Source organism: Pseudomonas sp. IT-P4 (assembly GCF_949767755.1).
GTDB classification, from domain to species: Bacteria; Pseudomonadota; Gammaproteobacteria; order Pseudomonadales; family Pseudomonadaceae; genus Aquipseudomonas; species Aquipseudomonas monachiensis.
This window is the reverse complement of record NZ_CATKPX010000032.1, coordinates 23,295-47,301: the sequence shown is the minus strand read 5'-3', so window position 1 is coordinate 47,301 and position 24,007 is coordinate 23,295. Positions and strand designations below refer to the sequence as shown.

The window sequence follows — 24,007 nt, the reverse complement described above, 5'->3', positions numbered from 1 at the left end:
TGAATTGCGCATCTTTGTCGCACCCGCAAACAGAGCACGTACATTCAATTTTTCCTCCCCCCGTCCCGGCACTATCAAGTCCTGTCCCGGCGTATCGACGCCGGTGGTTTTTTATTTGTGCGGGTAGGCCATGGACGCTTCGCGACGCGATGATCGGGCGCAAGACTGGGGGCTGCTGTTCCTGCGGGTCAGCGGCGGGTTGTTCCTGTTGTGGGTACACGGTTTGCCCAAGCTGTTTCACTACAGTGCCGAGCTGCAAAACATTGAAGACCCTTTCCATCTGGGCGCGAACCTGACGCTGCTGCTGGCGATTTTCGCCGAGGTCGTGTGCCCGCTGCTGATCGTTGCCGGGTTGCTGGCGCGTATGGCGTGTTTGCCTATTCTGTTTTTGCTGTGGGTGTCGATGTTGATCGTGCATCCAGAGTGGACCCTCTTCGAAGGCCAGTTCGGCTGGCTGTTGTTGATCGTGTTCACCAGTATTTTCATCGCCGGGCCGGGACGGCTGGCGCTCAATGTCCGTTTCGTCGGAGCCTTGCGTTATGTCTGATCTCAATCGCCGTGAGCCGGCCAGTCCCGGACCTGATGAGGTGGTGACCCTGATCGTCAAGCACCGGGTCAAGGCCGGTTTCGAAGTGCCTTATGAAGCCTGGCTGCGCAATATCGTCAAGGTGGCCGCGCAGAACGTCGGGCATCTGGGCGTGGATGTGGTGCGCGGCAAGAATGCCGGCCTCGATACCTACACCTGCGTGCTGCGCTTTTGCTCGACCGAGGCAATGCAGAGCTGGCTCGATTCACCGCAACGCCAGGAACTGGTCAACGAAGCCGCGCCGATGCTGGCCGATGGCGACCAGACCGAGGTCAATCCGGTCAACGAGTTCTGGTTCTCGCCCCAGGCCGAGGCCGGTACGCCACCGCCGCGCTGGAAGCAGGCCGTGGTAACGCTGCTGGTGATCCTGCCGCACACCCTGCTGGTACCGCTGCTCTGGGGGCCGCTGCTACGGCTCAACGCCTTGCTCTCCAACTACGTGGTGGCCACGTTCCTGATCACCCTGACCATCGTGCTGTCGGTGGTTTACCTCTTCATGCCCATGGCGACGCGTCTGTTCGCGCCCTGGCTGTCTCCCGCTACTTTGCACGAGGAACCGTGATGAACGCCGATCTGATTCTGTTCAATGGTCAATTCCATACCGTTGACCGTGAGAAACCGCTCGCCAGCGCCGTGGCGATCAGCGACGGGCGTTTTGTCGCGGTCGGCAGCGATGCCCAAGCCATGGCCCTGCGTGGTTCGGGCACACAAGTGATCGACCTCAAGGGCCGCTGCGTGATCCCCGGGCTCAACGACTCGCACTTGCACCTGATCCGTGGCGGCTTGAACTACAACCTGGAACTGCGCTGGGAAGGTGTGCCGTCCCTGGCCGATGCCTTGCGCATGCTCAAGGAGCAGGCCGACCGTACGCCGACGCCGCAATGGGTGCGGGTGGTCGGTGGCTGGAACGAATTCCAGTTCGCCGAGAAGCGCATGCCGACCTTGGCGGAGCTCAATCAGGCGGCACCGGATACGCCGGTGTTTGTGCTGCACCTGTACGACCGCGCCTTGCTCAACCGTGCCGCGTTGCGCGTCGCCGGTTATACCCGCGACACACCGAACCCGCCGGGGGGCGAGATCGTGCGTGACGCCAACGGCGAGCCGACCGGCATGCTGGTGGCGCGGCCCAACGCGATGATTCTATACTCGACCCTGGCCAAGGGGCCGAAGTTGCCGCTGGAGTATCAGGTCAACTCGACCCGCCAGTTCATGCGCGAGCTCAATCGCCTGGGCCTGACCAGCGCCATCGATGCCGGCGGCGGTTTCCAGAATTACCCGGATGATTACCAGGTGATCGAGCAGTTGGCGAAGGACGAGCAACTGACCGTGCGCATCGCCTACAACCTCTTCACCCAGAAGCCCAAGGAAGAGTTGGCCGATTTCAAGAACTGGACCGGCAGCGTGAAGCTGCACCAGGGCGACGATTTCCTGCGGCACAACGGCGCCGGGGAAATGCTGGTGTTCTCGGCGGCGGACTTCGAAGACTTCCTCGAACCGCGCCCGGACCTGCCGCAAACCATGGAAGCCGAGCTGGAGCCGGTGGTGCGCCACCTCGTCGAGCAACGCTGGCCGTTCCGTTTGCACGCCACCTACAACGAATCCATCAGCCGCATGCTCGATGTGTTCGAGAAGGTCAATCGCGACATTCCGTTCAATGGCTTGCCGTGGTTTTTCGACCACGCCGAAACCATCACCCCGCAGAACATCGAGCGGGTGAGGGCGCTGGGTGGCGGCATTGCGATCCAGGATCGCATGGCGTTCCAGGGTGAATATTTCGTCGAGCGTTACGGCGCGAAAGCGGCCGAAGCCACGCCACCGATCAAACGCATGCTGGCCGAAGGTGTGCCGGTCGGCGCCGGTACCGACGCGACGCGGGTGTCGAGCTACAACCCGTGGACCTCGCTGTACTGGATGGTCAGCGGCCGCACCGTCGGCGGTATGGAGTTGCACGCCGAAGGCCTTTCACGCCTGACGGCGCTGGAACTGTTCACCCACGGCAGCGCCTGGTTCTCGTCGGAGCAAGGCAAGAAGGGCCAGATCAAGGTCGGGCAACTGGCCGATGTCGCCGCCCTCAGCGCGGATTTTTTCAGCGTCGATGAAGAGGCGATCAAGTGGATCGAGTCGGTGTTGACCGTGGTCGGCGGCAAGGTGGTCTACGGCGCCGGTGACTTCGAGAAACTCGGGCCGGCCAGCGTGCCGGTACTGCCGGACTGGTCGCCGGTGGTGAAGGTGCCCGGTCACTGGCGCCCGACGTCGCCGATGCAGGCCCAGGTTCACCATTGCAGCGGCCCGTGCGCGGTGCATTCCCACAGTCATGAACGGGCGCGCCTGTCGAACGCGCCGGTCAGCGATTTTGCCGGTTTCTGGGGCGCCTTTGGCTGCTCGTGTTTTGCCTTCTGACTCTTTTAAAAAAGCGCCGGCCCAACAGGTCGGCGCTGACTGCGACAACCATCCATCAAGGAGTTTCCAATGAGCAACGTTCCGTACAAACGCCTGAACAAAGACGATGCCGTGGTTTTGCTGGTCGACCACCAGACCGGTCTGATCTCGCTGGTACAGGATTTCTCGCCCAACGAGTTCAAGAACAACGTGCTGGCGCTGGGCGACATCGCCAGGTTCTTCAAGCTGCCGACCATCCTCACCACCAGTTTCGACAGCGGTCCGAACGGCCCGATCGTGCCGGAGCTCAAGGCGCAGTTCCCGGACGCGCCGTTCATTGCTCGCCCGGGCCAGATCAACGCCTGGGACAACGAAGACTTCGTCAAGGCGATCAAGGCCACCGGTCGCAAGCAACTGATCATCGCCGGTGTGGTGACCGACGTGTGCGTGGCGTTCCCGACCCTGTCGGCCATTGCCGAGGGCTTTGAGGTGTTTGTGGTGACCGACGCTTCCGGCACCTTCAACACCACCGTGCAACAAGCGGCCTGGGCACGCATGTCGGCTGCCGGTGCGCACCTGCTGAACTGGTTCTCGGTCGCCTGCGAGCTGCAAGGCGACTGGCGCAACGACATGGAAGGCCTGGCCAACCTGCTGTCCGAGCGCCTGCCGAACTATCGCAACCTGATCAACAGCTACATGAAATTTACTGCGCAGTAATGGTTGTGGCTGCTGGCTTGGCCAGCAGCCTTTAAAAGATCGCAGCCTTCGGCAGCTCCTACTTCGGAATGTGTTTCCCTGTAGGAGCTGCCGAAGGCTGCGATCTTTTTTCTTTCAACGGTTTTGTAGCCAACTCAAAAACCCACCTTTCCTGACCGCCACCGGCTTGGTCATCAACGCCATCCGGCTGTTCTGCTGGCGCACTGCTTGCAGCTTGTTCAACGCCCGGTCGACTTCCCGTCGTTGCGCCATGCAACTGCGGGTCAGGGATTTGTCGAGGCGGTAAATGATGCTTGAAGTCATGGCGGTGAACCGTGCCTGGGATGGCGTGTCGGCGAGGATGCTTTGTTCGCCCATGACTTCGCTCGGCCCCATGCGCCCGGCTTCGATCTGCGTGCTGCCGTCGGGGACGGTGGCGCTGACCACGCCAGTGGCGATGACGAACAGGCTGTCCGGTACTTCTTCCAGATCCAGCACCACTTCACCGGCCGTGTATTGTTGCGCCACCATGTTCTGGGCCAAGCGATCACGCTCCTCGGCGCTCAGGGAACGGAAGATTTTCACTTCATCGAGCAAAGCCCGTGCGCGGGTCGACGGTTCGATCACGCCATCGGGTTGCCGGGAAATGCCTGCCGCTTCGAGGTGCCGATGGGCCAGGTCGAACAGTTGATTGCGCACTTCACCTTTTTTGCCCAACTCGGCGATAAAGCCGCTGGCCACGTATTCGGACATGGTTTCGCCGGCTTCCTTGAGCACGGCTTTCGGCGCCGGATCGAGCAGCAGGCTGCTGCTGCCTTGCAGAGTGCGGTCCAGGGCGTCGAGTACCCGACGCGGGCGGATGTGGTTGGGCACTTGAATGCTGATGGACACGCCGTGCAGGTTGAACGGGCGGCTGAGGTTGACGATCTTCGCCTTGGCCGCCACCGAGTTCGGCACCACCGCGGTGCTGCCGGCGCTGGTCAGCAGGTGGGTGGCACGCCAGTCGATGTCCAGCACCTTGCCTTCAATTCCGTCGATGGAAACCCGGTCATCGACCTGATACGGCTTGGTGGTGTTGAGCACGATGCCGGAGAACACGTCGCTCAAGGTGCTCTGCAATGCCAGGCCCACCACGATGGCGACGACGCCGGAGGTCGCCATCAAGCCTTTCACCGGCAACTCCAGCACGTAGCCGGCGGCGGCCACCACGGCAATCAGGAACACCAGTGCGCCGATGACATCCTGCAACAGCCGGCCGCTGTGGCCGATGCGCTGCATCAGGGCCAGGCCGATCACTTCGGTGAGCACCCGCGCGGCGTACAGCCACCAGAGAATCCCCAGTGCCGTGGCCCCCAGTTGTGCCACGGGATCTTCGGCAAACAAGGGTGCCTGCAACGGGCTGACACCGGCGTTGATGAGCACCGCGCTGAACAGCACAAACAGCGCCAGGCGCACACCGACCCGGCTGACGCGATGCTTGAATGGCGCGAGGTGCCAGAGCAGGGCGTCGACTACCAACAGCAGTGCGCTCAGGGAAAGCAAATGCTCAAGGAGCAAGGACATGGGGAACTCCATTTAAATGCTTGCGGCAAACAGATCGCAGATCCTTCGGGGAAGGTGATTTCAGTGCGGTGAACGAAGATTAATGGTGTGCCATGAAGGGAAAAAGCGGCTATAAAGTGTTTGACTGTCAACCGGGAAGTGACAATGAACCCCTTCGAAGATATGCGCATTTTTTGCCAGGTCATGGACTCCGGCAGCTTCACGGCGGCCGCCGATCAATTGGGGCTGTCCAAGCAGTTTGTCAGCCGCCGCTTGATGCAACTCGAAGAGCGCCTGGGCGTGCGCTTGCTCAATCGCTCGACCCGGCGCCTGGACGTTACACCCCTGGGGCAGAGCTATTACGAATCAGCCTTGCGCCTGCTCAGCGAAGTCGAACAAGTGGAGCAGGGCATCGCCGGCCAGACCACCGAGCCACGCGGGACCATTCGGGTGAGTGCGCCGCTGTCGTTCGCACTGGCCCATCTGGGCTGCCTGTTGCCAGTGTTTTTGCAGCGCTATCGCGACGTGACGGTGGAGATGGATTTGAGCGATCGCCCCGTGGATTTGCTCGGTGAGGGCTACGACCTCGCGCTGCGCATCGGCACACTGGAGGACTCGACACTGATCGCCCGTCGCATTGCCTCCATTGAGCGGGTGTACTGCGCAAGCCCGGCGTACCTGGCCGAGCGCGGTACACCGCTCAAGCCTGAAGACTTGCACGGTCACGACTGCCTGCCGTATGGCCATGGTCGACAGGTGCAATGGCGGTTTGCGGGGCAGGGCAAATCATTGAGTGTCAATGTCAGCGGGCGGATGCGCGTCAACAACGGTGAACTGCTCAAGGATGCGGCGATCGCCGGGCTGGGGATCACGTATTTGCCTACGTTCATTGTCGGCTCGGCGTTGAAGGATGGGCGACTGGTGGAGGTGCTGGAGGATTTGCGCCCCGAGCCGCTGACGTTATCGGCGGTCTATCCGCAACACCGGCAGAGTTCGCGGCCGGTGCAGGCGCTGGTTGAGTTCTTGCGCGAGGAACTGGATCAGTCTGAGGGTGGGTTGTAATGAGATGGTTCACACAATCTATTGTGGGAGCGGCGGTGCGGCGCTCCCACAGGGTTTTGTGTTGTATGGGAATCAGCTGGGATCAGCTCCTTTTGTCATCACCGGGTTCGGCATGGACACCGCGGTCATCGCCGGGCTCGCCATTGGCATGCACGCCACGGTCATCACCGGGCTCGCCATTGGCATGCACGCCACGGTCATCACCGGGCTCGCCATTGGCATGCACGCCACGGTCATCACCGGGCTCGCCATTGGCATGAACCCCATGGTCATCGCCGGGCTCATCATGGGTGCCGCTGCGACCTGAGGACGAGGCCGTTCCGGAGTGACTCGAACCGCTGTTGGCACTGCCATGGCCGCTGTTGCTGCCATGATCGCCACTGTGGCCGCTGCCGCTGTTGCCGCCACTGCCGCTTCCACCGTGACTACCGCCACCACCACTGCCGCCGCCACCACCGCCACTGCCGCCGCCGCCACCACCACTGCCGCCTCCACCGCCACCACCACTTCCTCCGCCACCACCACCACTTCCGCCACCACCACCGCCGCCGCCACTACCCCCCCCATCCTTGGCCTGAGCACTGGAAACTCCGGACAGGCTGTCCGGAATCAATACGGTAGACGCCGACAGAACCGCGCCAATAGCTACTGCCAGTAAAAGCTTATTGATGAGCATGTCGTTCTCCGTCTTTTTTATTCAGATTGGAACGTTGATGAACATTGCAATGTGCTGCCTTTTTTCCCCATGGGAACTAGATGAACAGTTCAACGCACCGATTTATTCGGCTGGAACGTTGAAAAAGAATGCGATGCACGGCCGGACCTGCTTCTAAAGGGTCAACTCCAAAGGGTCAGTGAATGCTCGAGGCCAGTTCGAAAATCGGGATGTACATCAGGATCACGATCACCCCGATCAGCAGGCCGATGAAGGTCATCAGCAAGGGTTCGAACAGCCGCACGAACCATTCGATCCAGCGGCTGATTTCTTCGTCGTAGAAGTCGGCGCTGCGCTCCATCATTTGCCCGAGGTTGCCGGACTGTTCGCCGGCACGCAGCAGGCGCAGGGACACGGGGGTCACCAGGTGATTGAGTTCCAGCGCGGCAGAGAGTGATTGCCCTTCGCGCACCCGGTCGCAGGCCTGATCCAGGCGCGTGCGGGAGGCGACGCTGAGCAGGCCACGGACCATGCCCATGGCAGTGACCAGAGGGATGCCACCTTGTAGCAGAATCCCCAGCGAACGGTAGAAGCGCGCCAGTTCATACATGAAGATGCGCTGGTGCACCGCGGGGAGTTTTTCGATCAGTCGGTCCAGCCCCCGACGAAACGCCGGCTGGCGCTGGAGCAGGGTGAGGGCGACGATGATGGCCAGCAAGCCACCGAAGAATTCACCCTGGTGGGCGTGCAGGAACATGCCGCTGCTCATCAGGATCTGCGACATCCACGGCAGGTTCGACCCCAGCCCTTCAAACACCAGGCTGAAGCGCGGTACGACATACCCCATCAAAAACAAAACCACGCCACCGCCCACCACCAGCAACAGCAAGGGGTAGATCGAAGCGCTGATGATCTTCTGGCGAACCTCGTCCATGCGCTGGCGATAGCTGACATAGCGGCCCAGGGCATCGCCCACGGCGCCGGTCTTCTCGCTGGACTGCACCAGCGCCACGTACAGCGGAGGAAAAACCGCCGACAACTGGCTCAGGGCCTGGGAAAACGATTTACCCTCGTAAAGCAGGCGAACCAACTCGTTCAAGGTCTTGCGAGCCTGTGGCGCGTTTTCCTTTTCCGCCAGGCTTTCCAGTGCATCGATCAACGGCAGGCCTGCGTTGAGCAGGGTGGTCAGTTCCTGGCTGAACAACACCAGGTTGAACGTCTCGCGCTTGTGCAGGCGCAACGCGCGCCAATGTCGCTCGGCGTGCAGGCTGACCACCCGCAGGCCCTGGTCTTCGACGATGCGCCTGGCTTCGCTGTGCCCCGGTGCTTCGACGGTCATCGAGACGACACCGGCCTTGCCAACGGCCTTGAGATGAAAGCGCATGGTCGCCATTCCCGTCAGTTCCAGTTGGTGACTTCGGCGTTCTCGCCTTCGCCACCGGGCTGCCCGTCCTTGCCCATGGACAACAGGTCGTACTCGCTGTTTTCACCGGGATAGCGATAGGCGTAGTTGCGGCCCCAGGGGTCTTGCGGGAGTTTTTTCTGCAGGTACGGGCCGGTCCAGCGCGGTTCGTCGGCGGGGGCGGTGACCAGCGCCTGCAAGCCTTGTTCGGTCGATGGGTAATGGCCGACTTCCAGGCGGTAAAGGTCCAGGGCTTTGCTCAAGCCCTCTATTTGCGCCTTGGCCACTTTCACTTCGGAACGGCCCAGTTGGGCGAAATACTTCGGCGCCACGATGCCGGCCAACAGCCCCAGTACCACCAGCACTACCAACAGTTCGAGCAAGGTGAACCCGCCTTGGGGTCGCCGGGCATAAGACAGTCGCTGATTCATGATGACCTCACTCAGTCGGCAGCAGAGTTGCCATGTAGTTGCATGCAATTGCCATGCTCACGATTGCTGACCCTGGCGCGCCCCCCCCGTACTACGGGCCTTCTCGCTTACGGCACAGTGCTTGCGTATGGCTGGTGCACGACTGGCCATTGGGGCAATTGCCCCAATTTTCGGGGCCGGAAGGGGAGGTATAACAATGAAAACACTCACTACCGGATTACTGGGTCTGCTTGTACTGGCCGGCGCCGCACAGGCCGATGTGTTTGTTTCCGTGGACGCCAATGGCAGCTACGTCCTGTCCAACGTCCACCGCCCCGGACGCCACTATGAACGGGTGATTCGTGAGCCCGATGCGGCGGTGGTCAGCCTCGATCAGCAACCGCAGATGATCGCCGCGCAACCCTATGCCGAGCTGGTGGCGGCGGCAGCCACGGCCAACGAACTGCCGGCGGCGCTGATTCACGCAGTGATCAAGACCGAATCGAGCTACAACGCCCGCGCCACCTCACCCAAGGGTGCTCGCGGGCTTATGCAGTTGATGCCCGACACTGCCCGCGAAATGGGTGTGACCAATGTCTACGACCCCAAGGCCAACATCCAGGGCGGCGCCCGCTATCTCAAGCGCCTGATGACGATGTTCGACAACGATATCCGCCTCGCCGTGGCGGCCTATAACGCCGGCCCGCAAGCGGTGCTCAGCCGGGGCAACGTGGTCCCTCCGTTCGCCGAGACCCAGCGTTATGTGCCCAGCGTGCTGAACCAGTATCGGCGTTTGCAGGGGTTGCCCGCGGATGCGCCGCTGTGATCGAAACCCCCGGGGGATTTTTCCCCAATAGTGGGGAATGATGGCCCCGGCGAAAAAGTGGGGGGATTGGGTGGGGTAAATCCCCCGACCTATCAAGTCGTAATTATAACAAGCTGATTAATAACGTATTTTTTTGTGGCATGCGGATTGCTCCGGTCGATTTGTCGAGAAGTCGCGATACACCACCAAGAGGAAACAGACATGGACCGATTCGCGCATCGCGGCCTGCTGACGTTCTGCCTGTTGGTCTTCGGTATCGACCAGGCGCCGGCACACTCGGTGGACGAGCACACCGGGCACGATATGTCGGCCAGCACCGCCAACCCGCAGACCGCCCGGATCAGGTTTGCCGACGTGACCCTGCTGGACCAGAACGGCAAGGTCGTCAGCCTGGAAAAAGACCTGGTGAGCAACAAGATCGTGGTCATGGGTTTCATCTACACCAACTGCACCACGGTCTGCCCGGTGGTGTCCTCGATCATGGGCAGGGTGCAAAAACAGTTGGGCGCGCGGGTCGGCACCGAGGTGCAACTGGTGTCGATCAGCATCGACCCGCAGCGTGATGATCCCCAACGGCTGAATGACTACGCCCGCACCTTCCAGAAGGGGCCAGGCTGGAGCTGGCTGACCGGTTCGCCGCAGTCGGTCGATGCCACCCTCAAGGGCCTTGGCGCCTACAGCGGTGGCTTCGAGAACCACTCGCCGCTGATTCTGGTGGGGGACGGCAACAACCGTTCCTGGACCCGCTACTACGGTCTCACCGACCCGACGGAGCTGGCCCGGGCCGTCGAGAGGCTCAGAGGCGAACGAAACGCCCACGCCAAGCACACCGCCATCGCCATGGAGCATCAGCCATGAGCGCCCTCGACAGGAAAACCTGCTTGCCCTGCACACCCTTGCAGGGCCAGAACGGCAGCACCTTTATCTCCCTTGCCAGTGATCCGCTGCGTAACACTGCGGCGGTACTCAAGGCTTGCACCTTGAAACAGGGCATCGATGGGCCCCACTGGTTTTTTCTTACCGAAGACAAGGTGCAAATGGACCTTGTATGGGGGCGCATCGACCAGATCCTGCCGACCCCCGCGCAACACTCCACCCGGTGGATCGTCGGTGACGCGGCGAACAGACGCTGGAGCAAAATCCGTCCCGTTGCCCCGGTCGCGGAGCCACGGCCATGAATACTGCCCTCGTCCTTGGCCTGCTGCTCTTCGGCGGCATCGCGTTCACCGCCCAGGCACTGCCGCTGAGCCTCAGCGAAAGTGCCGGGAAACGGTTGTACCACGAAGGCGTGTCGGCCAACGGCGATCCGGTCATGGTCCGGGTCGGCGCAGCGGGCATGCTGCTGCCGGCCAGCCGCCTGCCGTGCGCCAGTTGTCATGGTGAAGATGGCCTCGGGCGCCCGGAAGGCGAGGTGCGCCCGCCAGACCTGCGCTGGTCGAGACTGGCCAGCAGCCAGGGCCAACAGCACATCAACGGCCGCAGTTACCCGGCCTACAGTGAAACCACCCTGGCGCGGGCGGTGCAGGAGGGGCGCGATCCGGGCAACAACCAGCTCGATCCAACGATGCCACGGTTCGTGTTGTCGATGATCGATCAACGCAACCTCACGGCGTACCTCAAGCACCTGGCCGCCGACAGCGACCCGGGCCTGGCCCCAGACAGTCTGCACCTGGGCACGTTGTTGCCGGGTTCCGGACCCTTGGGCGAGGAGGGCATCACGGTGGCGGCGGTGCTCAACGGCTGCGTGGCGCGCATCAACGAGGCGGGCGGAATTCATGGCCGGCAGTTGCGCCTGACCATCCTCGACCCCGGTGCCGACCGCGCCAGTGCCGAAAAGGCGCTGGATCGGTTGATCGACGAAGAGCAGGTGTTTGCCCTGATCGCACCGCTGGCGCCGGCATTGGACGGGAGCTTCGCCGTACGTCTGGAACGGGCCGGCATTCCCCTGATCGGGCCGCTGTCCTTGCAAGGCACGCCCTATACCAGCCCGCAGATATTCGAACCGCTGCCGGGCCTTCGCGAGCAATTGATCGCCCTGGCCGACTACGCCAGGGCCAGCCTGCGGGTGCTTCAGGGGCCGACGCTGATCGCCTACCCGGACGAACCCGGCCAACGTCTGGCGGCGCAAGACCTCAGCAAATACTTGCAGGGGCACGCCTGGCAAAAGGTCAGCCTGCAAGCCTACGACCCGGCCGGGGATGATTTTCCCTTGGGGTCGCGCTCGGTATTTTACCTGGGCAGCAGCAGCGGCTTCAGTCGCCTGGCCGAGCGCTTGCAAACAGCGGGACAGGTGCCTTACCTGTTCGCAGCCTCGAACCAGGTGGCGGGCAATCTGACGCAGATGCCCAGCGGATTTTCCCGGCGGGTGTTCCTGGCCTATCCGTTCGTGCCCAGCGACTGGACCCTGGCCGGGCGCCTGGCCCTGACCCAACTGCGCGAACATCAGGGCCTCGGTGGCCAGCACGCGGTGCTGCAAGTGGGCGCGTTCAGTTCGATGATGCTGCTCAGTGAAGGCATGAAGCAGGCCGGGCGCAATGCCAGTCGCGAGAAGCTGGTCAGTGCTCTGGAAGGCCTGCGTGACTTCGATACCGGGCTGACGCCACTGATGAGCTTTGGCCCGGGCCGACGCCTGGGCCTGAGCGGTGCCCATATCGTCACGGTGGATCTGCCGGATCAGCGTTTCTTCCTGGTCGCGCCCTATAAACCCATTGCTGCCAAGCCCTGACCGGAGGCCGATCATGAAACTCGATACCACCCGGTGCAGACGCTTTCACTGTCGAAATCGCAGGGCTACGCTTAACCGGGAAGAGGGCGTCGGCGCCATTGCGCTCGCGCAATCGAATCGAACGGATTGACGATCAATAGGGGGTTTCCCCAACAGTGGGGGAAATAAATCAGTGCCAATCAGGTCGCTTTCCCCGTTTCTGGGGGATGGAGTTACGGTACGAAAAGGCATTGTTTTTTAAATTCAAGGACATGAAGTCCTAAAATTACCGGCGCCCAGCCTGGCATGAAGTATGCGTTAGTCCTGTCAGGGCGCGCACTCCGTCAGGTTCAAATCCCGGACCTGCGGTTTCAAGGAGTCCACCTTGTTAAACAAAGTACTGGTTGTTGATGACGAACAGTTGCTGGCGGAGAACCTCCAGGGTTACCTGCAGGCGCAAGCACTGGAAGTCCGGATTGCCCACGACGGTGCGCAAGGAATCGCTGAAGCTGACGATTTCGCGCCCGATGTGATGGTGTTCGATTACCGCTTGCCCGATATGGAAGGCTTTCAGTTGCTCGATGCCGTCCGCCAGAACAGGAAGTGTCATTTCGTGCTGATCACAGGGCACCCCACCGCGGAAGTTTGTGAGCGGGCCCGGCAACTGGGCGTCAGCCATATCCTGTTCAAGCCGTTTCCATTGGCGGAATTGGCCCGTGCAGTGCTTGATCTTCTGGGCAGGCAACGCGAACCCAAAGCGGGAGTGAGCACTTGCGAAGGCTTTGTCGAACGACGCCAGAGCAGGACCGAGAGTTTCCCGTTGCAGTTGTACGACGGTAGTTGGGTGCTGGCAGATCGCCGAAAAAGTACATCGGCCACCAAGGCTCCAGACGACGAACAATTGCTCACCGGGGAGTAGTGGCGCGACAAGACGTTTCGGCCTGCGCCGAAATGGCTCGCCGCGCCGACAGGGCCCAAAGCCCCGGGCGTTGGAGAGCAAGCCATGGACCGTCTATCCCTTGCCGTAGAACCGGCGCAACCGGAATGTGCACCGACTCGTTTCAGCAGTGAGCAACTGGCCCAGGCCCGGGCCCTTGCCACCAGTTCCGGCGAGCGGATGCTGGACGCCCTGGGGGGACTGTGCGAACTGGCTCCCATGCCCTTCATTCAATGCCTCGGCGTAACCCTGCACTACCCGGTGCTCGACACCGATAGCCTGTTCAATTCCACCCCGGTGTTCGACCGGGTCACCCTGGCCCAATGCCTCAAGCGCGAATTCACTCTGCTGCGTCATAACGATGCGGTCATCGGTGTGTTCGCCGACCCTTTCGACAGTGCGCGCCTGGCCTGGATCGATGAATGCCTGCAAGGCGCGCCGCTGTATCTGGTGCATGCCGATGACCTGAAGGCCTACCTGGCGCGTCACGAAGAAAGCTTCCATGCGGTGGAGTCGCTCAACGCCCAGAGCGACGCCGGCGCCGAGATCGATAACCTGCAAAGCCTGTCCCTGACCAGCATCAGCGAAGATTCCAGCGTTGTCGTCAAACTGGTCAACTCGACCCTGTACGACGCGCTGAAAATGCACGCCAGCGACATCCACCTCGGCACCACCGGCAGCGGCCTGGTGATCAAGTACCGGATCGACGGTGTGCTCAACAACATCAGCAAGATCCAGGGCAACGAATTCGCCGAACAAGTGATTTCCCGGGTCAAGGTCATGGCCGAACTGGACATCGGCGAAAAACGCGTGCCTCAGGATGGCCGCTTCAAGATCGGCATCAGCGGCCGGCAGATCGACTTCCGGGTGTCGATCATGCCGAGCATTTTTGGGGAAGACGCGGTGCTGCGGGTCCTCGATAAACAGGACCTGGCGGACAAGGTCTGCGGTGTGCAATTGCAGGCCCTGGGTTTTGAAGAAGAAACCTTGCGCCAGTTGCGACGGCTGGCCGCCGAACCCTATGGCATGGTGCTGGTGACCGGGCCGACCGGTAGCGGCAAGACCACCACCCTGTACGCGATGATCACCGAGATCAACCACGGCGTGGACAAGATCATCACCATTGAAGACCCGGTGGAGTATCAACTGCCGGGCGTGCTGCAGATCCCCGTCAACGAGAAGAAAGGCCTGACCTTTGCCCGGGGCCTGCGCTCGATCCTGCGCCATGACCCGGACAAGATCATGGTCGGTGAAATCCGCGACCCGGACACCGCACAGATCGCCGTGCAATCGGCGCTCACCGGTCACCTGGTGTTCACCACCATTCATGCCAACAACGTGTTCGACGTGATCGGCCGTTTCACCCAGATGGAAATCGATCCCTACAGCCTGGTCTCGGCTCTCAATGCCGTGCTGGCCCAGCGTTTGATCCGCCTGGTCTGCACCAGCTGCAGCAGCCCCTACAGCCCGACCCAAGAAGAACTGGAGGTCTCGGGGCTCGATCCGCAAAAGGTCGCTCACTACCAGTTCGTCCACGGCAAGGGCTGCGGGCATTGCCGGGGCACCGGTTATCGCGGGCGTAGCGCGATTGCCGAATTGCTGCATCTGGACGACGAATTGCGGCAAATGATCGTCGAGCGCCAGCCCATTTCGAAAATCAAGGCGCACGCCTGCAAGCGTGGCTTGCGACTGTTGCGCGAGTCGGCGCTGGAGATGGTGGAACAAGGCCGGACGACGCTCGAGGAGATCAATCGTGTCACTTTCATCTCGTGAGCAATTTGTCGCCGTGCTCGGCGCCAACGGTGTTGGCCTGGGGCAACGGCAGGGTGCTGCAACCCACTGGCTGGGCAGCGTCGGCTACATCGACGAAGGCTTCCAGGCCTGGACGGTGGCCCTCGATACCCTTGACCGCTTGCTGGCCGAACACAGCGTTGCCAGGGCGGAACTGACCGTGGTGATCTCCGGGCACTTCAGCCGCTATTGCCTGGTGCCCTGGAGTGAGCAGATCAGCAGCCCGGCCGAATTGCTCGGCTTCGCCCACCTGTGTTTCGAAGACCTCTACGGTGCCCCGACGCAGCCCTGGAGCCTGGTGCTCTCGGCCGAACCCGCCGGTTACGATCGCATCGCCACCGCGCTGCCACAGGACTTGCTCGAACGCCTGCGCGCCCTGGTCCGTGCTCGCGGTTTGCGCCTGCGTTCGGTGCAGCCGTATCTGATGGCGGCGTTCAACCATTTCGATAAAAGCTTTGAAGCCGGGGACTTCCTGTTCGTGGTCGCCGAACCGGTGCGCAGCGTGTTGCTGCTGGCCCGGGAAGGACGCTGGACCTCGGTGCGTTCGGTGGGCAGCAGCGACAGCGATGCCGCGCTGACCGCGCTGATCGGTCGTGAAAACCAGTTGCAGGCTTCCACCAGCGAACGGCCGTTGAATGTCTACCTGCATGCACCGGCGCGCATCGATTCGCCTCCCGACGTGCCCGGCGTGCAGCTGCGCAGCCTCGAAGAAGACCGGACAGCCGCACGCGATTGCCTGTACCTCATGTCTCGGGCGGTGGCCTGACATGCGCCCCCTGATGCTCGACTTTCAGCCGCGCCGCCGTGCAGGCCCCTTGGGCTGGAGCCTGCTGGCCGGTGGCGTGGTGCTGACATTGACTTGCCTGATGGTGCAACAGCACCTGAGCAACGAGGCCGAACAGCAGCAGGGGCATCTGCAAACCACGCAGCGAGTGCTCACCGGCGATACCGGCAGCAAACTCAGCCTGACCCCGGCGCAAATTCGCGAGCAGGCGCATAACCTGGCGGAAATGCGCAAGGTCTCCCAGCAGTTGCGCCGCCCCTGGGAGCGCCTGTTCGCCACCCTTGAAGCCATGCCGCGGGACAACATTGCGCTGCTGACCCTGACCCCGGACGCCCGCAAGGGCCAGGTGCGTATCAGCGCCGAGGCGCTGGACCTGGAAGCCATGCTCGATTTCCACCGTCGCCTCGAAGCCAGCGACGAGCTGTCCGACGTGTCGCTGCTGAGCCACGAAATTGTCGCCAACGTGCCGGAACACCCGGTGCAGTTCAACCTGTCGGCTACCTGGGAGATCGGCGATGCAAATCCATAAATTGATCGTCCACGAATACCTGCAAGGCCTGGGCGTTCCGGGGCTGGCGGGGATGACCATGCTGGTGCTGGCGCTGAGCTATGGCCTGGTAGGTTTGCTGCCGGACTGGGAGTCGCTGCAAAGTCTCAGCCAGCAGACTCGCGAAGCCACCGAGTACCTGGCCAAGGTCGAAGACGGCAGCGTGGCCGCACCGGTGGTGCCGCAGCGCCAGCTCGACGACTTCCGCAGCAAGTTGCCATCCCAGCCCCAGGCGACCGTGGCCATCGACAAGATCTATGCCCTGGCCGCCCAGGAGCGCATCACCTTGTCCCGGGGTGAATACTCCCTGGGCGTGGACCCCAAGACGCACCTGGCCCGTTATCAGATTCTGCTGCCGGTACGTGGCAGCTACCCGCAACTGCGGCGTTTCCTGCACGCCTTGCTCGGCCAGTTGCCAGCAGTGGTGCTCGAGGATGTGGAGCTTTCGCGCAAGAATATCGCCGATACCGACCTGACCGGGCGGATCCGCATGACCCTTTACCTGTCGAGGTCATGATGAATACCAAACGCGTGGCGGGTTGGGTGGCGTTCTTCGGTGTAGCGGCAGCGCTCGCCTGGCTCCCCGAATACTTCAATCAGGCCGACGACAGCGACCTTGCGGTGGCCACCGTGGCTACCCCAGTCAAGGGCAAGACCCCGGGCGCACCGACGGCTGCATCGAGTGCCGCTGCGCTGGCGCCGATCAAGGACCTGAGCCCGGCAGGCGACCTGTTCGCCGCCCGCAGCTGGATAGCGGCGCCGGCCCCTGGCACCGTCACTGAACAACCGGTAGTCGTTACTCCGGTGGTGCAAGTCCCCACGGCACCACCGTTGCCCTTCCAGTTTGTCGGCAGGCTGCATGACCATTCCGATCTGCAGGTGTTCTTGCAGAGCGGCGAAAAAATATACGTCGTGCGCAAGGGGGATGTCATCGACGAAACCTGGCGGATCGAGCGGATTTCCGAGAAGGAACTGAGCCTGGTCTACCTGCCTCTGCGTTTGGCGCAGACTTTGTCTGTGGGGAGTACGGAATGAACAAATCCCGTTTGTTGATGAGCCTTTGTCTCTGCGCTGGGCTGGCCGCATGCAGTTCCGCGCAGCTCGCCAAGGATGAAGCTTCGGCCCTGATCGAATCGGGCCAGTACGAAGCCGGTCTGGCCCGCATCGAAGAGGGATTGCGGGAAAACCCTCGCGATACCGATTTGCACATGGCCCTCAACAACGGACGGGCCCTCGCCGTGAAGTCGCTGCTGAGCCAGGCCGACATGGACCGCGCCCAGCGTAATTTCGCCGGGGCCCGCATGACTTACAGCCGGGTCTTGAATATCGAGCCGAACAACCGTCGCGCCCAGGACTCCCTGCGCCAGCTCGACTACCTGCGCAGCATGGATGAGAAACTCGAACTGGCCCGTGGCGACCTGCGTCGCGGTGACATCTACGGTGCCGACCGCCAGGTCAAGCAGATTCTCGAACTGGACCCGAAGAACGAAGGCGCCCTGGAACTGCAAGACAGCATCCGCCTGGTGCAGAGCCGCAACGTGGTGCAGTACCCGCAACTGCGTACGCGCCTTGACCGGCCGGTGACCCTGGAATTTCGCGATGCCAACCTCAAGACCATTTTCGAAGTGCTGTCCCAGGTCGCCGGCCTGAACTTCATCTTCGACAAGGACCTGCGCCCGGACATGAAAGCCACGATCTTCGTACGTGACGTGCGTATCGAAGACGCCGTGGATCTGCTGCTGCAACAGAACCAGCTGCATCAGAAAGTGGTGAATGAAAACACCGTGCTGATCTACCCGGACTCGCCGCAGAAGATCAAGGATTACCAGGAACTGGTGATGCGTACCTTCTACCTGACCAGCATCGATGCCAACACGGCGTTGAACATGATCAAGACCATGCTCAAGACCCGCGACGTGTTCGTCGATGAGCGCCTCAACACCCTGACCATGCGCGATACCGGCGACGCGGTGCGCATGGCGGAAAAACTCCTGCAATCGCAGGACCAGTCCAACCCGGAAGTGGTGCTGGAAGTGGAAGTGATGGAAGTCGCCCGCCAGCGCATTCTCGACCTTGGCCTGCAATGGCCCAACACCTTTGGCGTGGTCAACAGCGACGGCTCGGCGGTGACCCTTCTCGATCAGCTCAAGGGCATCAACTCCGGCCGCATCACGATCTCGCCATCGCCCCAGGCCAAGATCAATGCCCAGGACAAGGACATCAACACCCTGGCCAGCCCTGTGATCCGGGTCAGCAACCGCGAACAGGCGCGCATCCACATCGGTCAGCGCGTGCCGATCATCAGCGCCACCTCGGTGCCTTCGACCCAGGGCCCGGTGATCACCGAAAGCGTGACCTACCTCGACGTCGGTCTGAAGCTCGAAGTGCAACCCATCGTGCACCTGAACAACGAAGTGGCGATCAAGATCGCGCTGGAAGTCAGTAACGCCACGCCGCTGACGCCGACCGCTCAGGGCACCATTCCGGTCCAGGTCGATACCCGCAACGCCCAGACCACTCTGCGCCTGCATGACGGAGAAACCCAGATCCTCGCCGGGCTGGTGCGCAACGACCATGGCAGCACCGGCAACAAGATCCCCGGCCTGGGTGACATTCCCGGCCTGGGTCGCCTGTTCGGCAGCAACAAGGACGACGTCAGCAAATCCGAACTGGTGTTGTCGATCACCCCACGGATCGTGCGCAACCTGCCGTACCAGAGCCCGTCGGACATGGAATTCCAGACCGGTACCGAAACCAGCATGCACATCCAGGCACCGGACCGTTCGATGAGCACGACGGTTCAGACCAACCCCATGAACGCACCGATCGCCACCACCGTTACCGTTGGGAAGCCTTGATCATGAACGCCTCGCAACGCGGTTTTACCCTGGTCGAAGTGGTGGTGACGCTCGCCTTGGTCGGCCTGCTGGCCGGCATGGCCGCACCGCTGACCGAGACCGTGGTGCGCCGGGGCAAAGAGCAGGACCTGCGAACCGCGCTGTACCAGATCCGCGATGCCATCGATGCTTACAAGCAGGCCTTCGACGCCGGCTACATCGAGAAGTCGATCGACAGCAGCGGCTACCCGCCGAACCTGCAAGTGTTGGTCGAGGGTGTGCGTGACACGCGCAGCCCCAAGGGCGCCAAGTTCTACTTCCTGCGGCGCATCCCCCGTGACCCGCTGGCAGTCGTCAAGCGTGACGACGAGGGCGGCTGGGGCCTGCGTTCTTATGACAGTTCGGCTGAGAACCCGCGGGAGGGCCAGGACGTCTTTGACGTTTACTCCAAGGCACGCGGCAAGGGTCTCAATGGCATCGCCTACCGAGAGTGGTGAGCATATGCGTCGGCAAAAGGGCTTTACCCTGATTGAACTGATGGTGGTCATGGCGATCATCGCGACCTTGATGACGATCGCCTTGCCACGCTACTTCGGCAGCCTGGAGGCCTCCAAGGAGACCACCCTGCGCCAGAGTCTGTCGTCCATGCGCGAGGCACTGGATCACTATTACGGGGACACCGGGCGTTATCCCGACTCCATCGAACAGCTGGTCGAACTGCGCTACCTGCGCAACCAGCCGCTGGATCCGATTGCCGAGCGCAAGGACACCTGGGTCATGGTCGCGCCACCGGATGGCGTGGCGGGCGGGGTGTCCGATATCAAGAGTGGGGCCAGCGGGAGGGCGCGCGATGGCAGCCTTTATTCCGAGTGGTAAACCTGCGAACCAGGATGGCTTTACCTACCTGGGTGTGCTGTTTCTGATCGTCGTGCTGGGCATGGGCCTGGCCAGTGCCGGCGAGTTGTGGGCCACCGCTTCTCGCCGTGATCGGGAAATGCAGTTGCTCTGGGCCGGTACGCAGTATGCCCAGGCGTTGCGCAGCTATCACCGCAGTTCGCCCGGTATGGCCCAGTATCCGAAAGAGCTCAAGGACCTGTTGCAGGACGAGCGTTTCCCGACGGCCAGGCATCACCTGCGGCAGTTGTACCCGGAGCCGATGACGGGTGGCGAGTGGGAGCTGATGCGCGATTTGGACGGGCGGATCAGCGGTGTGTATTGCCCGTCCGAGCAGAAGCCGCTCAAGCAAGAGAACTTTCCCAGCCAGTGGGCGGACTTCAAGGGCATGGCCAGTTACAAGGACTGGCAGTTCGTGGCCGAGAAAGTCGTTCTCGATGGCACCGACGGGCCGCCGAAAGAACAGTCCACGGGGCCCCAGGCGTTGCAGCCTTGAACCTCGGGAGCGGGTTTGACAGGCAACACATTTCCGCCAAATGTACCCGGTCCAATTGTGGGAGCGGGCTTGCTCCGGGCGGCGTTCCGACGAAGGCGGCCTGACAGCCGACCTGTCTTTTGTTGACCGTGTACATATCCATTGCTGCGGTAACGGCGGCTTATGGTTTCGCCCTTACGGCGAGTCACTTTTTTTACAAGCGCCTAAAAAAGTAACCAAAAAAACGCTCGCCCCGAACGTACGGCCCCTCGCTAAGGCTCGGGGTTCCTTCGCTGCGGTATTCATCCGGGGGCATTGCCCTCCGGTCGGCTTCGCTTCGACCTACATGCAATGAGTTCGACTGCGTCGAACGGCGCTGCGCGCCAATCCCCGGATAAACACCTCCACTCAGCCTTCCGAGGGGGCGGGTGGATCAAGATCAAGAGCTGCAGGCGAGCTAACGCTCGGCCTGATGAGTGGTGAAAAGCGTGGTGTACGCCGCTCTGCCTTTGCTCTTCTGTGGGACCGAGCTTGGTCCGGGCGGCGTTCCGACGAAGGCGGCCTGACAGCCGACCAACCTCTTGCAGTCATACCCGGATCAACTGTGGGAGCGAGCTTGCTCGCGATGGCGGCCTTACAACCAATGATAATCCTTTGGTTCATACCACCAATGTGGCGAGGGAGCTTGCTCCCGCTCGGCTGCGCAGCAGTCGCAAATCCATTCAGCGGGGGCTGACTCGCAAACCGCACTGTCTGATCTCGGGGCCGCTTCGCAGCCCAGCGGGAGCAAGCTCCCTCGCCACAGGATTTGTGTACGCCCTTCAGGCGTTTTTCAGCATCGTGATCAACTGCTCCGGCCACACCGTTTCTCGGGTCTCTCGCAGTTCGGCTACGGACCACCATTTATGGTCCGCCATTACCCGGACTTCGTTAGCCGTCCATCCCTCACGGGACAGGCGTTCACTGTCGGTATGAACCACAAAATACCGTTCAACCGACAGCACCGTTTCACCACTGGGCAGCATCATCGGAAAACGCCGCTCTGCAACGCTGGCTCCCACGGCAGCGACATTCAGTCCGGTTTCTTCAAACAGTTCACGAACCGCCGCAGCCTCGAAGGATTCTCCTTGCTCAAGACCTCCACCGGGTGTCGCCCAGTGGCTTTGGCCAGCGAGGGCATCGTTTTTGTGTTGGAAGTGAAACAGCAGAACCTGTTGCGAGGGATTGATCACCAGCAGTCTGGCGGAATTGCGCTGGCGCATTTTTTCTTTCCATAGAGTGCCGCGAATCGCAGCTTTCACTGCGGTTCGCGACGGTAAAGCTCATGTCGGCATTTCTACACCGAATTAGTTACGCAACGACTCGATAACACGGCACATAAGCCGCGCCGCCCGGCAGTTTCATGCGGTGCTGGGCGACGAAGGCTTTGAGCAGCAGGTCCAGCGGTTGCATGATCGCCGCGTCGCCACGGATCTGGTACGGCCCGTGGTCTTCGATCAGGCGGATGCCCTTGTCCTTGACGTTACCGGCGACGATGCCGGAGAACGCACGGCGCAGGTTGGCCGCCAGTTCGTGGGCGGGCAGGTCGAGGCTCAGTTTCAGGTTGGCCATGTTTTCGTGGGTCGGGTCGAACGGGCGCTGGAAGCCTTCGTCGATTTTCAGCAGCCAGTTGAAGTGGAACGCATCGTTGCGCTCGCGCCGGAACTGCTTGACCGCCTTGAGGCCCTGGGTCATCTGCCGCGCCACTTCGGCCGGGTCATCGATGATGATCTGGTAGTGCTGCTTGGCGGCGTCGCCCAGGGTCGCACCGACGAACGCGTCCAGTTGTTCCAGGTACGGCGCAGCGTGTTTCGGCCCGGTGAGGATGACCGGGAAGGGCAGGCCTTCATTGCCCGGATGCATCAGGATGCCCAGCAGGTACAGGAACTCTTCGGCCGTACCAGCGCCGCCGGGGAAGATGATGATGCCGTGGCCGACGCGGACGAAGGCTTCCAGGCGCTTTTCGATGTCCGGCAGGATCACCAGTTCGTTGACGATCGGGTTCGGCGCTTCGGCGGCGATGATCCCGGGTTCCGTCAGGCCCAGGTAGCGGCCGCCGTGGATGCGTTGCTTGGCGTGGGCGATGGTCGCGCCTTTCATCGGGCCTTTCATCACGCCGGGGCCGCAACCGGTGCAGATGTCCAGGCTGCGCAGGCCCAGTTCGTGGCCGACTTTCTTGGTGTATTTGTATTCTTCGGTGTTGATCGAGTGCCCGCCCCAGCACACCACGATCCTCGGCTCGACCCCGGGACGCAGGGTGCGGGCGTTGCGCAGCAGGTGGAAGACGTAGTCGCTGATGCCCTGGGAGGTGCTCAAATCGATGCGTTGGCTGTCGAGTTCATTTTCGGTGTAGACGATGTCGCGCAGGGCGCTGAACAGCATTTCCCGGGTGCTGGCGATCATTTCGCCGTCGACGAAGGCGTCGGCCGGGGCGTTCAGCAATTCCAGGCGCACGCCGCGGTCCTGCTGGTGAATGCGGATTTCAAAATCCTTGTAGGCTTCAAGGATGGTCTTGGCGTTGTCGACATGGGCGCCGGTGTTGAGGATGGCCAGGGCGCACTGGCGGAAGAGGGTGTAGGTGCTGCCGGAACCGGCTTCGCTCAATTGCTGGACTTCCCGTTGCGAGAGCGTTTCCAGGCTGCCTTTGGGACTGACGGAGGCGTTGATAACTTGGCGTTGGGTCATTCAATGATCCTTAAAACGATGTCATTCACACAGCAACTACGAATGGCATCCGAATAATGTGTATTCATGAAAGAAGATGGCACGAACTGCGCGGTCTTGCCACGTCCCCCGCTTGACGATGAAAAGATGAAAAGGCGCCCCAGCATAGCTAAATCCCGCGCAGAGGCGATAATGGCCCGCTGTCTTTTTGCCTCAGACCCCTTTCAAGCTCAGGAAACCCGACGCAATGTTCGAAATCCAGCCGATGAACGCCCAGACCTACCGGCAACAGACACGGCGTAGCACGCTCATCATTGCCCTGATCTTTCTGGCGCTGGCGATGGTGCTGTCCACGGCGGCGGTGGCCCTGTTCGGCACGCCGGGGGGCGACAACCTGCGCTTCAACATTGGTGGCGTGTTTGTTGCGGTGCTGGCAATGGCGGCGTTGATGCGCAAAGTGTTCTGGCGCCAGGAGTGGATGGCGCCGGCGGTCTACAGTTGGCAACTCAAGCGTAGCCTGATGAGCGTTACCAATGTCATGCATCATGTAACGGCGGCCGTGGAAAAGGGTGATCCGGTGGCGATGAAGCTGTTGCGTTTCTACCATTTGGGGTTGAACCAGATGCATCAGCTCGATGGCAACTCCAGCGACCATGGCCAGCTGCTCCGCGAAATGGATCAGCACAGGGAACGAATGCAAGCGCTGGGTATCGATACCGAACAGACGCGCCTGGATCCGGCATGGCTGGAGGCGGTAAAGCCGGCCAGGGGCTAACA

25 protein-coding genes and 1 pseudogene are annotated in these 24,007 nt (G+C 61.7%); 20 read left to right on the top strand and 6 right to left on the bottom strand.

Going from position 1 to position 24,007, the window contains the following annotated elements; translation table 11 throughout:
- The first annotated feature begins 130 nt into the window (after nt 1-130).
- The 4 genes from ACM6IT_RS13070 to ycaC all read left to right on the top strand — a co-directional run bounded on the left by ACM6IT_RS13070 (nt 131) and on the right by ycaC (nt 3,682).
- Nucleotides 131-547 carry a DoxX family protein gene (locus tag ACM6IT_RS13070; RefSeq protein WP_414918141.1) on the top strand — a complete coding sequence of 139 codons (417 nt, stop codon included), beginning with the start codon at nt 131-133 and terminating at the stop codon, nt 545-547.
- Nucleotides 540-1,148: an antibiotic biosynthesis monooxygenase gene (locus ACM6IT_RS13065; protein WP_414918140.1), complete on the top strand. Its 609-nt coding sequence runs from the start codon at nt 540-542 to the stop codon at nt 1,146-1,148. Before ACM6IT_RS13070 ends, ACM6IT_RS13065 begins: the two co-directional genes overlap by 8 nt.
- Entirely contained in the window at nt 1,148-2,986 is a 1,839-nt protein-coding gene (locus tag ACM6IT_RS13060) for an amidohydrolase (RefSeq protein ID WP_414918139.1), read from the top strand. Before ACM6IT_RS13065 ends, ACM6IT_RS13060 begins: the two co-directional genes overlap by 1 nt.
- Nucleotides 2,987-3,055: 69 nt before the next feature.
- Complete coding sequence (gene ycaC / locus ACM6IT_RS13055; RefSeq protein ID WP_056723476.1) at nt 3,056-3,682, top strand: isochorismate family cysteine hydrolase YcaC; 627 nt, start codon at nt 3,056-3,058, stop codon at nt 3,680-3,682.
- Between the two features lie 114 nt (nt 3,683-3,796).
- On the opposite strand, the gene ACM6IT_RS13050 is transcribed toward ycaC, so the two are convergent.
- Entirely contained in the window at nt 3,797-5,224 is a 1,428-nt protein-coding gene (locus ACM6IT_RS13050) for a mechanosensitive ion channel domain-containing protein (protein WP_414918138.1), read from the bottom strand.
- A 144-nt stretch (nt 5,225-5,368) separates the two neighbouring features.
- Between ACM6IT_RS13050 and ACM6IT_RS13045 the strand changes: the two genes are divergently transcribed.
- Entirely contained in the window at nt 5,369-6,265 is an 897-nt protein-coding gene (locus ACM6IT_RS13045) for a LysR family transcriptional regulator (protein WP_414918137.1), read from the top strand.
- 82 nt (nt 6,266-6,347) lie between these two features.
- Here ACM6IT_RS13045 and ACM6IT_RS13040 read toward each other — a convergent pair whose 3' ends face one another.
- From ACM6IT_RS13040 to gspG, 3 genes are all read right to left on the bottom strand, one after another.
- The gene (locus ACM6IT_RS13040) at nt 6,348-6,941 is read right to left on the bottom strand and encodes a hypothetical protein (RefSeq protein ID WP_414918136.1); all 594 of its coding nucleotides are present in this window, start codon (nt 6,939-6,941) and stop codon (nt 6,348-6,350) included.
- A 175-nt stretch (nt 6,942-7,116) separates the two neighbouring features.
- A complete protein-coding gene (locus ACM6IT_RS13035; RefSeq protein WP_223541484.1) occupies nt 7,117-8,304 on the bottom strand; it encodes a type II secretion system F family protein in 1,188 nt (395 codons plus the stop codon).
- 14 nt (nt 8,305-8,318) lie between these two features.
- Nucleotides 8,319-8,753: a type II secretion system major pseudopilin GspG gene (gene gspG / locus ACM6IT_RS13030; RefSeq protein WP_056723485.1), complete on the bottom strand. Its 435-nt coding sequence runs from the start codon at nt 8,751-8,753 to the stop codon at nt 8,319-8,321.
- A 196-nt stretch (nt 8,754-8,949) separates the two neighbouring features.
- Between gspG and ACM6IT_RS13025 the strand changes: the two genes are divergently transcribed.
- From ACM6IT_RS13025 to ACM6IT_RS12960, 14 genes and pseudogenes are all read left to right on the top strand, one after another.
- Nucleotides 8,950-9,558, top strand: coding sequence for a lytic transglycosylase domain-containing protein (locus ACM6IT_RS13025; RefSeq protein WP_056723487.1), 609 nt, complete (start codon nt 8,950-8,952; stop codon nt 9,556-9,558).
- Between the two features lie 201 nt (nt 9,559-9,759).
- Nucleotides 9,760-10,416 (top strand): SCO family protein, encoded by a 657-nt coding sequence (locus ACM6IT_RS13020; protein ID WP_414918135.1) that lies wholly within the window; start codon nt 9,760-9,762, stop codon nt 10,414-10,416.
- A 50-nt stretch (nt 10,417-10,466) separates the two neighbouring features.
- Nucleotides 10,467-10,736: pseudogene (locus ACM6IT_RS13015) on the top strand (hypothetical protein); the annotation flags it as partial.
- Nucleotides 10,733-12,283: an ABC transporter substrate-binding protein gene (locus tag ACM6IT_RS13010; RefSeq protein WP_223541485.1), complete on the top strand. Its 1,551-nt coding sequence runs from the start codon at nt 10,733-10,735 to the stop codon at nt 12,281-12,283. The pseudogene ACM6IT_RS13015 and the gene ACM6IT_RS13010, both read left to right, overlap by 4 nt.
- 364 nt (nt 12,284-12,647) lie before the next feature.
- Nucleotides 12,648-13,181, top strand: a complete 534-nt coding sequence (locus ACM6IT_RS13005; RefSeq protein WP_056723493.1) for a response regulator — start codon at nt 12,648-12,650, stop codon at nt 13,179-13,181.
- Nucleotides 13,182-13,265: 84 nt separating this feature from the next.
- The gene (locus ACM6IT_RS13000; protein WP_056723496.1) at nt 13,266-14,972 is read left to right on the top strand and encodes a GspE/PulE family protein; all 1,707 of its coding nucleotides are present in this window, start codon (nt 13,266-13,268) and stop codon (nt 14,970-14,972) included.
- Nucleotides 14,953-15,756 carry a hypothetical protein gene (locus ACM6IT_RS12995; protein WP_414918134.1) on the top strand — a complete coding sequence of 268 codons (804 nt, stop codon included), beginning with the start codon at nt 14,953-14,955 and terminating at the stop codon, nt 15,754-15,756. Before ACM6IT_RS13000 ends, ACM6IT_RS12995 begins: the two co-directional genes overlap by 20 nt.
- Before the next feature lies 1 nt (nt 15,757).
- The gene (locus ACM6IT_RS12990) at nt 15,758-16,303 is read left to right on the top strand and encodes a PilN domain-containing protein (RefSeq protein WP_056723500.1); all 546 of its coding nucleotides are present in this window, start codon (nt 15,758-15,760) and stop codon (nt 16,301-16,303) included.
- Nucleotides 16,290-16,838, top strand: a complete 549-nt coding sequence (locus ACM6IT_RS12985; protein WP_056723501.1) for a hypothetical protein — start codon at nt 16,290-16,292, stop codon at nt 16,836-16,838. Before ACM6IT_RS12990 ends, ACM6IT_RS12985 begins: the two co-directional genes overlap by 14 nt.
- Nucleotides 16,838-17,356: a hypothetical protein gene (locus tag ACM6IT_RS12980; RefSeq protein WP_414913661.1), complete on the top strand. Its 519-nt coding sequence runs from the start codon at nt 16,838-16,840 to the stop codon at nt 17,354-17,356. The genes ACM6IT_RS12985 and ACM6IT_RS12980 overlap by 1 nt, the downstream gene beginning before the upstream one ends.
- Nucleotides 17,353-19,179 carry a secretin N-terminal domain-containing protein gene (locus tag ACM6IT_RS12975; RefSeq protein WP_414913660.1) on the top strand — a complete coding sequence of 609 codons (1,827 nt, stop codon included), beginning with the start codon at nt 17,353-17,355 and terminating at the stop codon, nt 19,177-19,179. The genes ACM6IT_RS12980 and ACM6IT_RS12975 overlap by 4 nt, the downstream gene beginning before the upstream one ends.
- A 2-nt stretch (nt 19,180-19,181) precedes the next feature.
- Nucleotides 19,182-19,655 (top strand): type II secretion system protein, encoded by a 474-nt coding sequence (locus ACM6IT_RS12970; RefSeq protein ID WP_056723508.1) that lies wholly within the window; start codon nt 19,182-19,184, stop codon nt 19,653-19,655.
- 4 nt (nt 19,656-19,659) lie between these two features.
- The gene (locus ACM6IT_RS12965; RefSeq protein WP_056723510.1) at nt 19,660-20,034 is read left to right on the top strand and encodes a type II secretion system protein; all 375 of its coding nucleotides are present in this window, start codon (nt 19,660-19,662) and stop codon (nt 20,032-20,034) included.
- Nucleotides 20,009-20,548 carry a type II secretion system protein gene (locus tag ACM6IT_RS12960; RefSeq protein WP_056723512.1) on the top strand — a complete coding sequence of 180 codons (540 nt, stop codon included), beginning with the start codon at nt 20,009-20,011 and terminating at the stop codon, nt 20,546-20,548. The genes ACM6IT_RS12965 and ACM6IT_RS12960 overlap by 26 nt, the downstream gene beginning before the upstream one ends.
- An 800-nt stretch (nt 20,549-21,348) precedes the next feature.
- Here the strand turns inward: ACM6IT_RS12960 and ACM6IT_RS12955 are convergent.
- Both ACM6IT_RS12955 and ppnN read right to left on the bottom strand, forming a co-directional pair.
- Nucleotides 21,349-21,789, bottom strand: a complete 441-nt coding sequence (locus ACM6IT_RS12955; RefSeq protein ID WP_414918133.1) for an NUDIX hydrolase — start codon at nt 21,787-21,789, stop codon at nt 21,349-21,351.
- Between the two features lie 88 nt (nt 21,790-21,877).
- Nucleotides 21,878-23,251 (bottom strand): nucleotide 5'-monophosphate nucleosidase PpnN, encoded by a 1,374-nt coding sequence (gene ppnN / locus ACM6IT_RS12950; protein ID WP_056723516.1) that lies wholly within the window; start codon nt 23,249-23,251, stop codon nt 21,878-21,880.
- A 226-nt stretch (nt 23,252-23,477) separates the two neighbouring features.
- Between ppnN and ACM6IT_RS12945 the strand changes: the two genes are divergently transcribed.
- Nucleotides 23,478-24,005, top strand: a complete 528-nt coding sequence (locus ACM6IT_RS12945) for a DUF3087 domain-containing protein (RefSeq protein ID WP_056723518.1) — start codon at nt 23,478-23,480, stop codon at nt 24,003-24,005.
- Nucleotides 24,006-24,007: the final 2 nt, after the last annotated feature.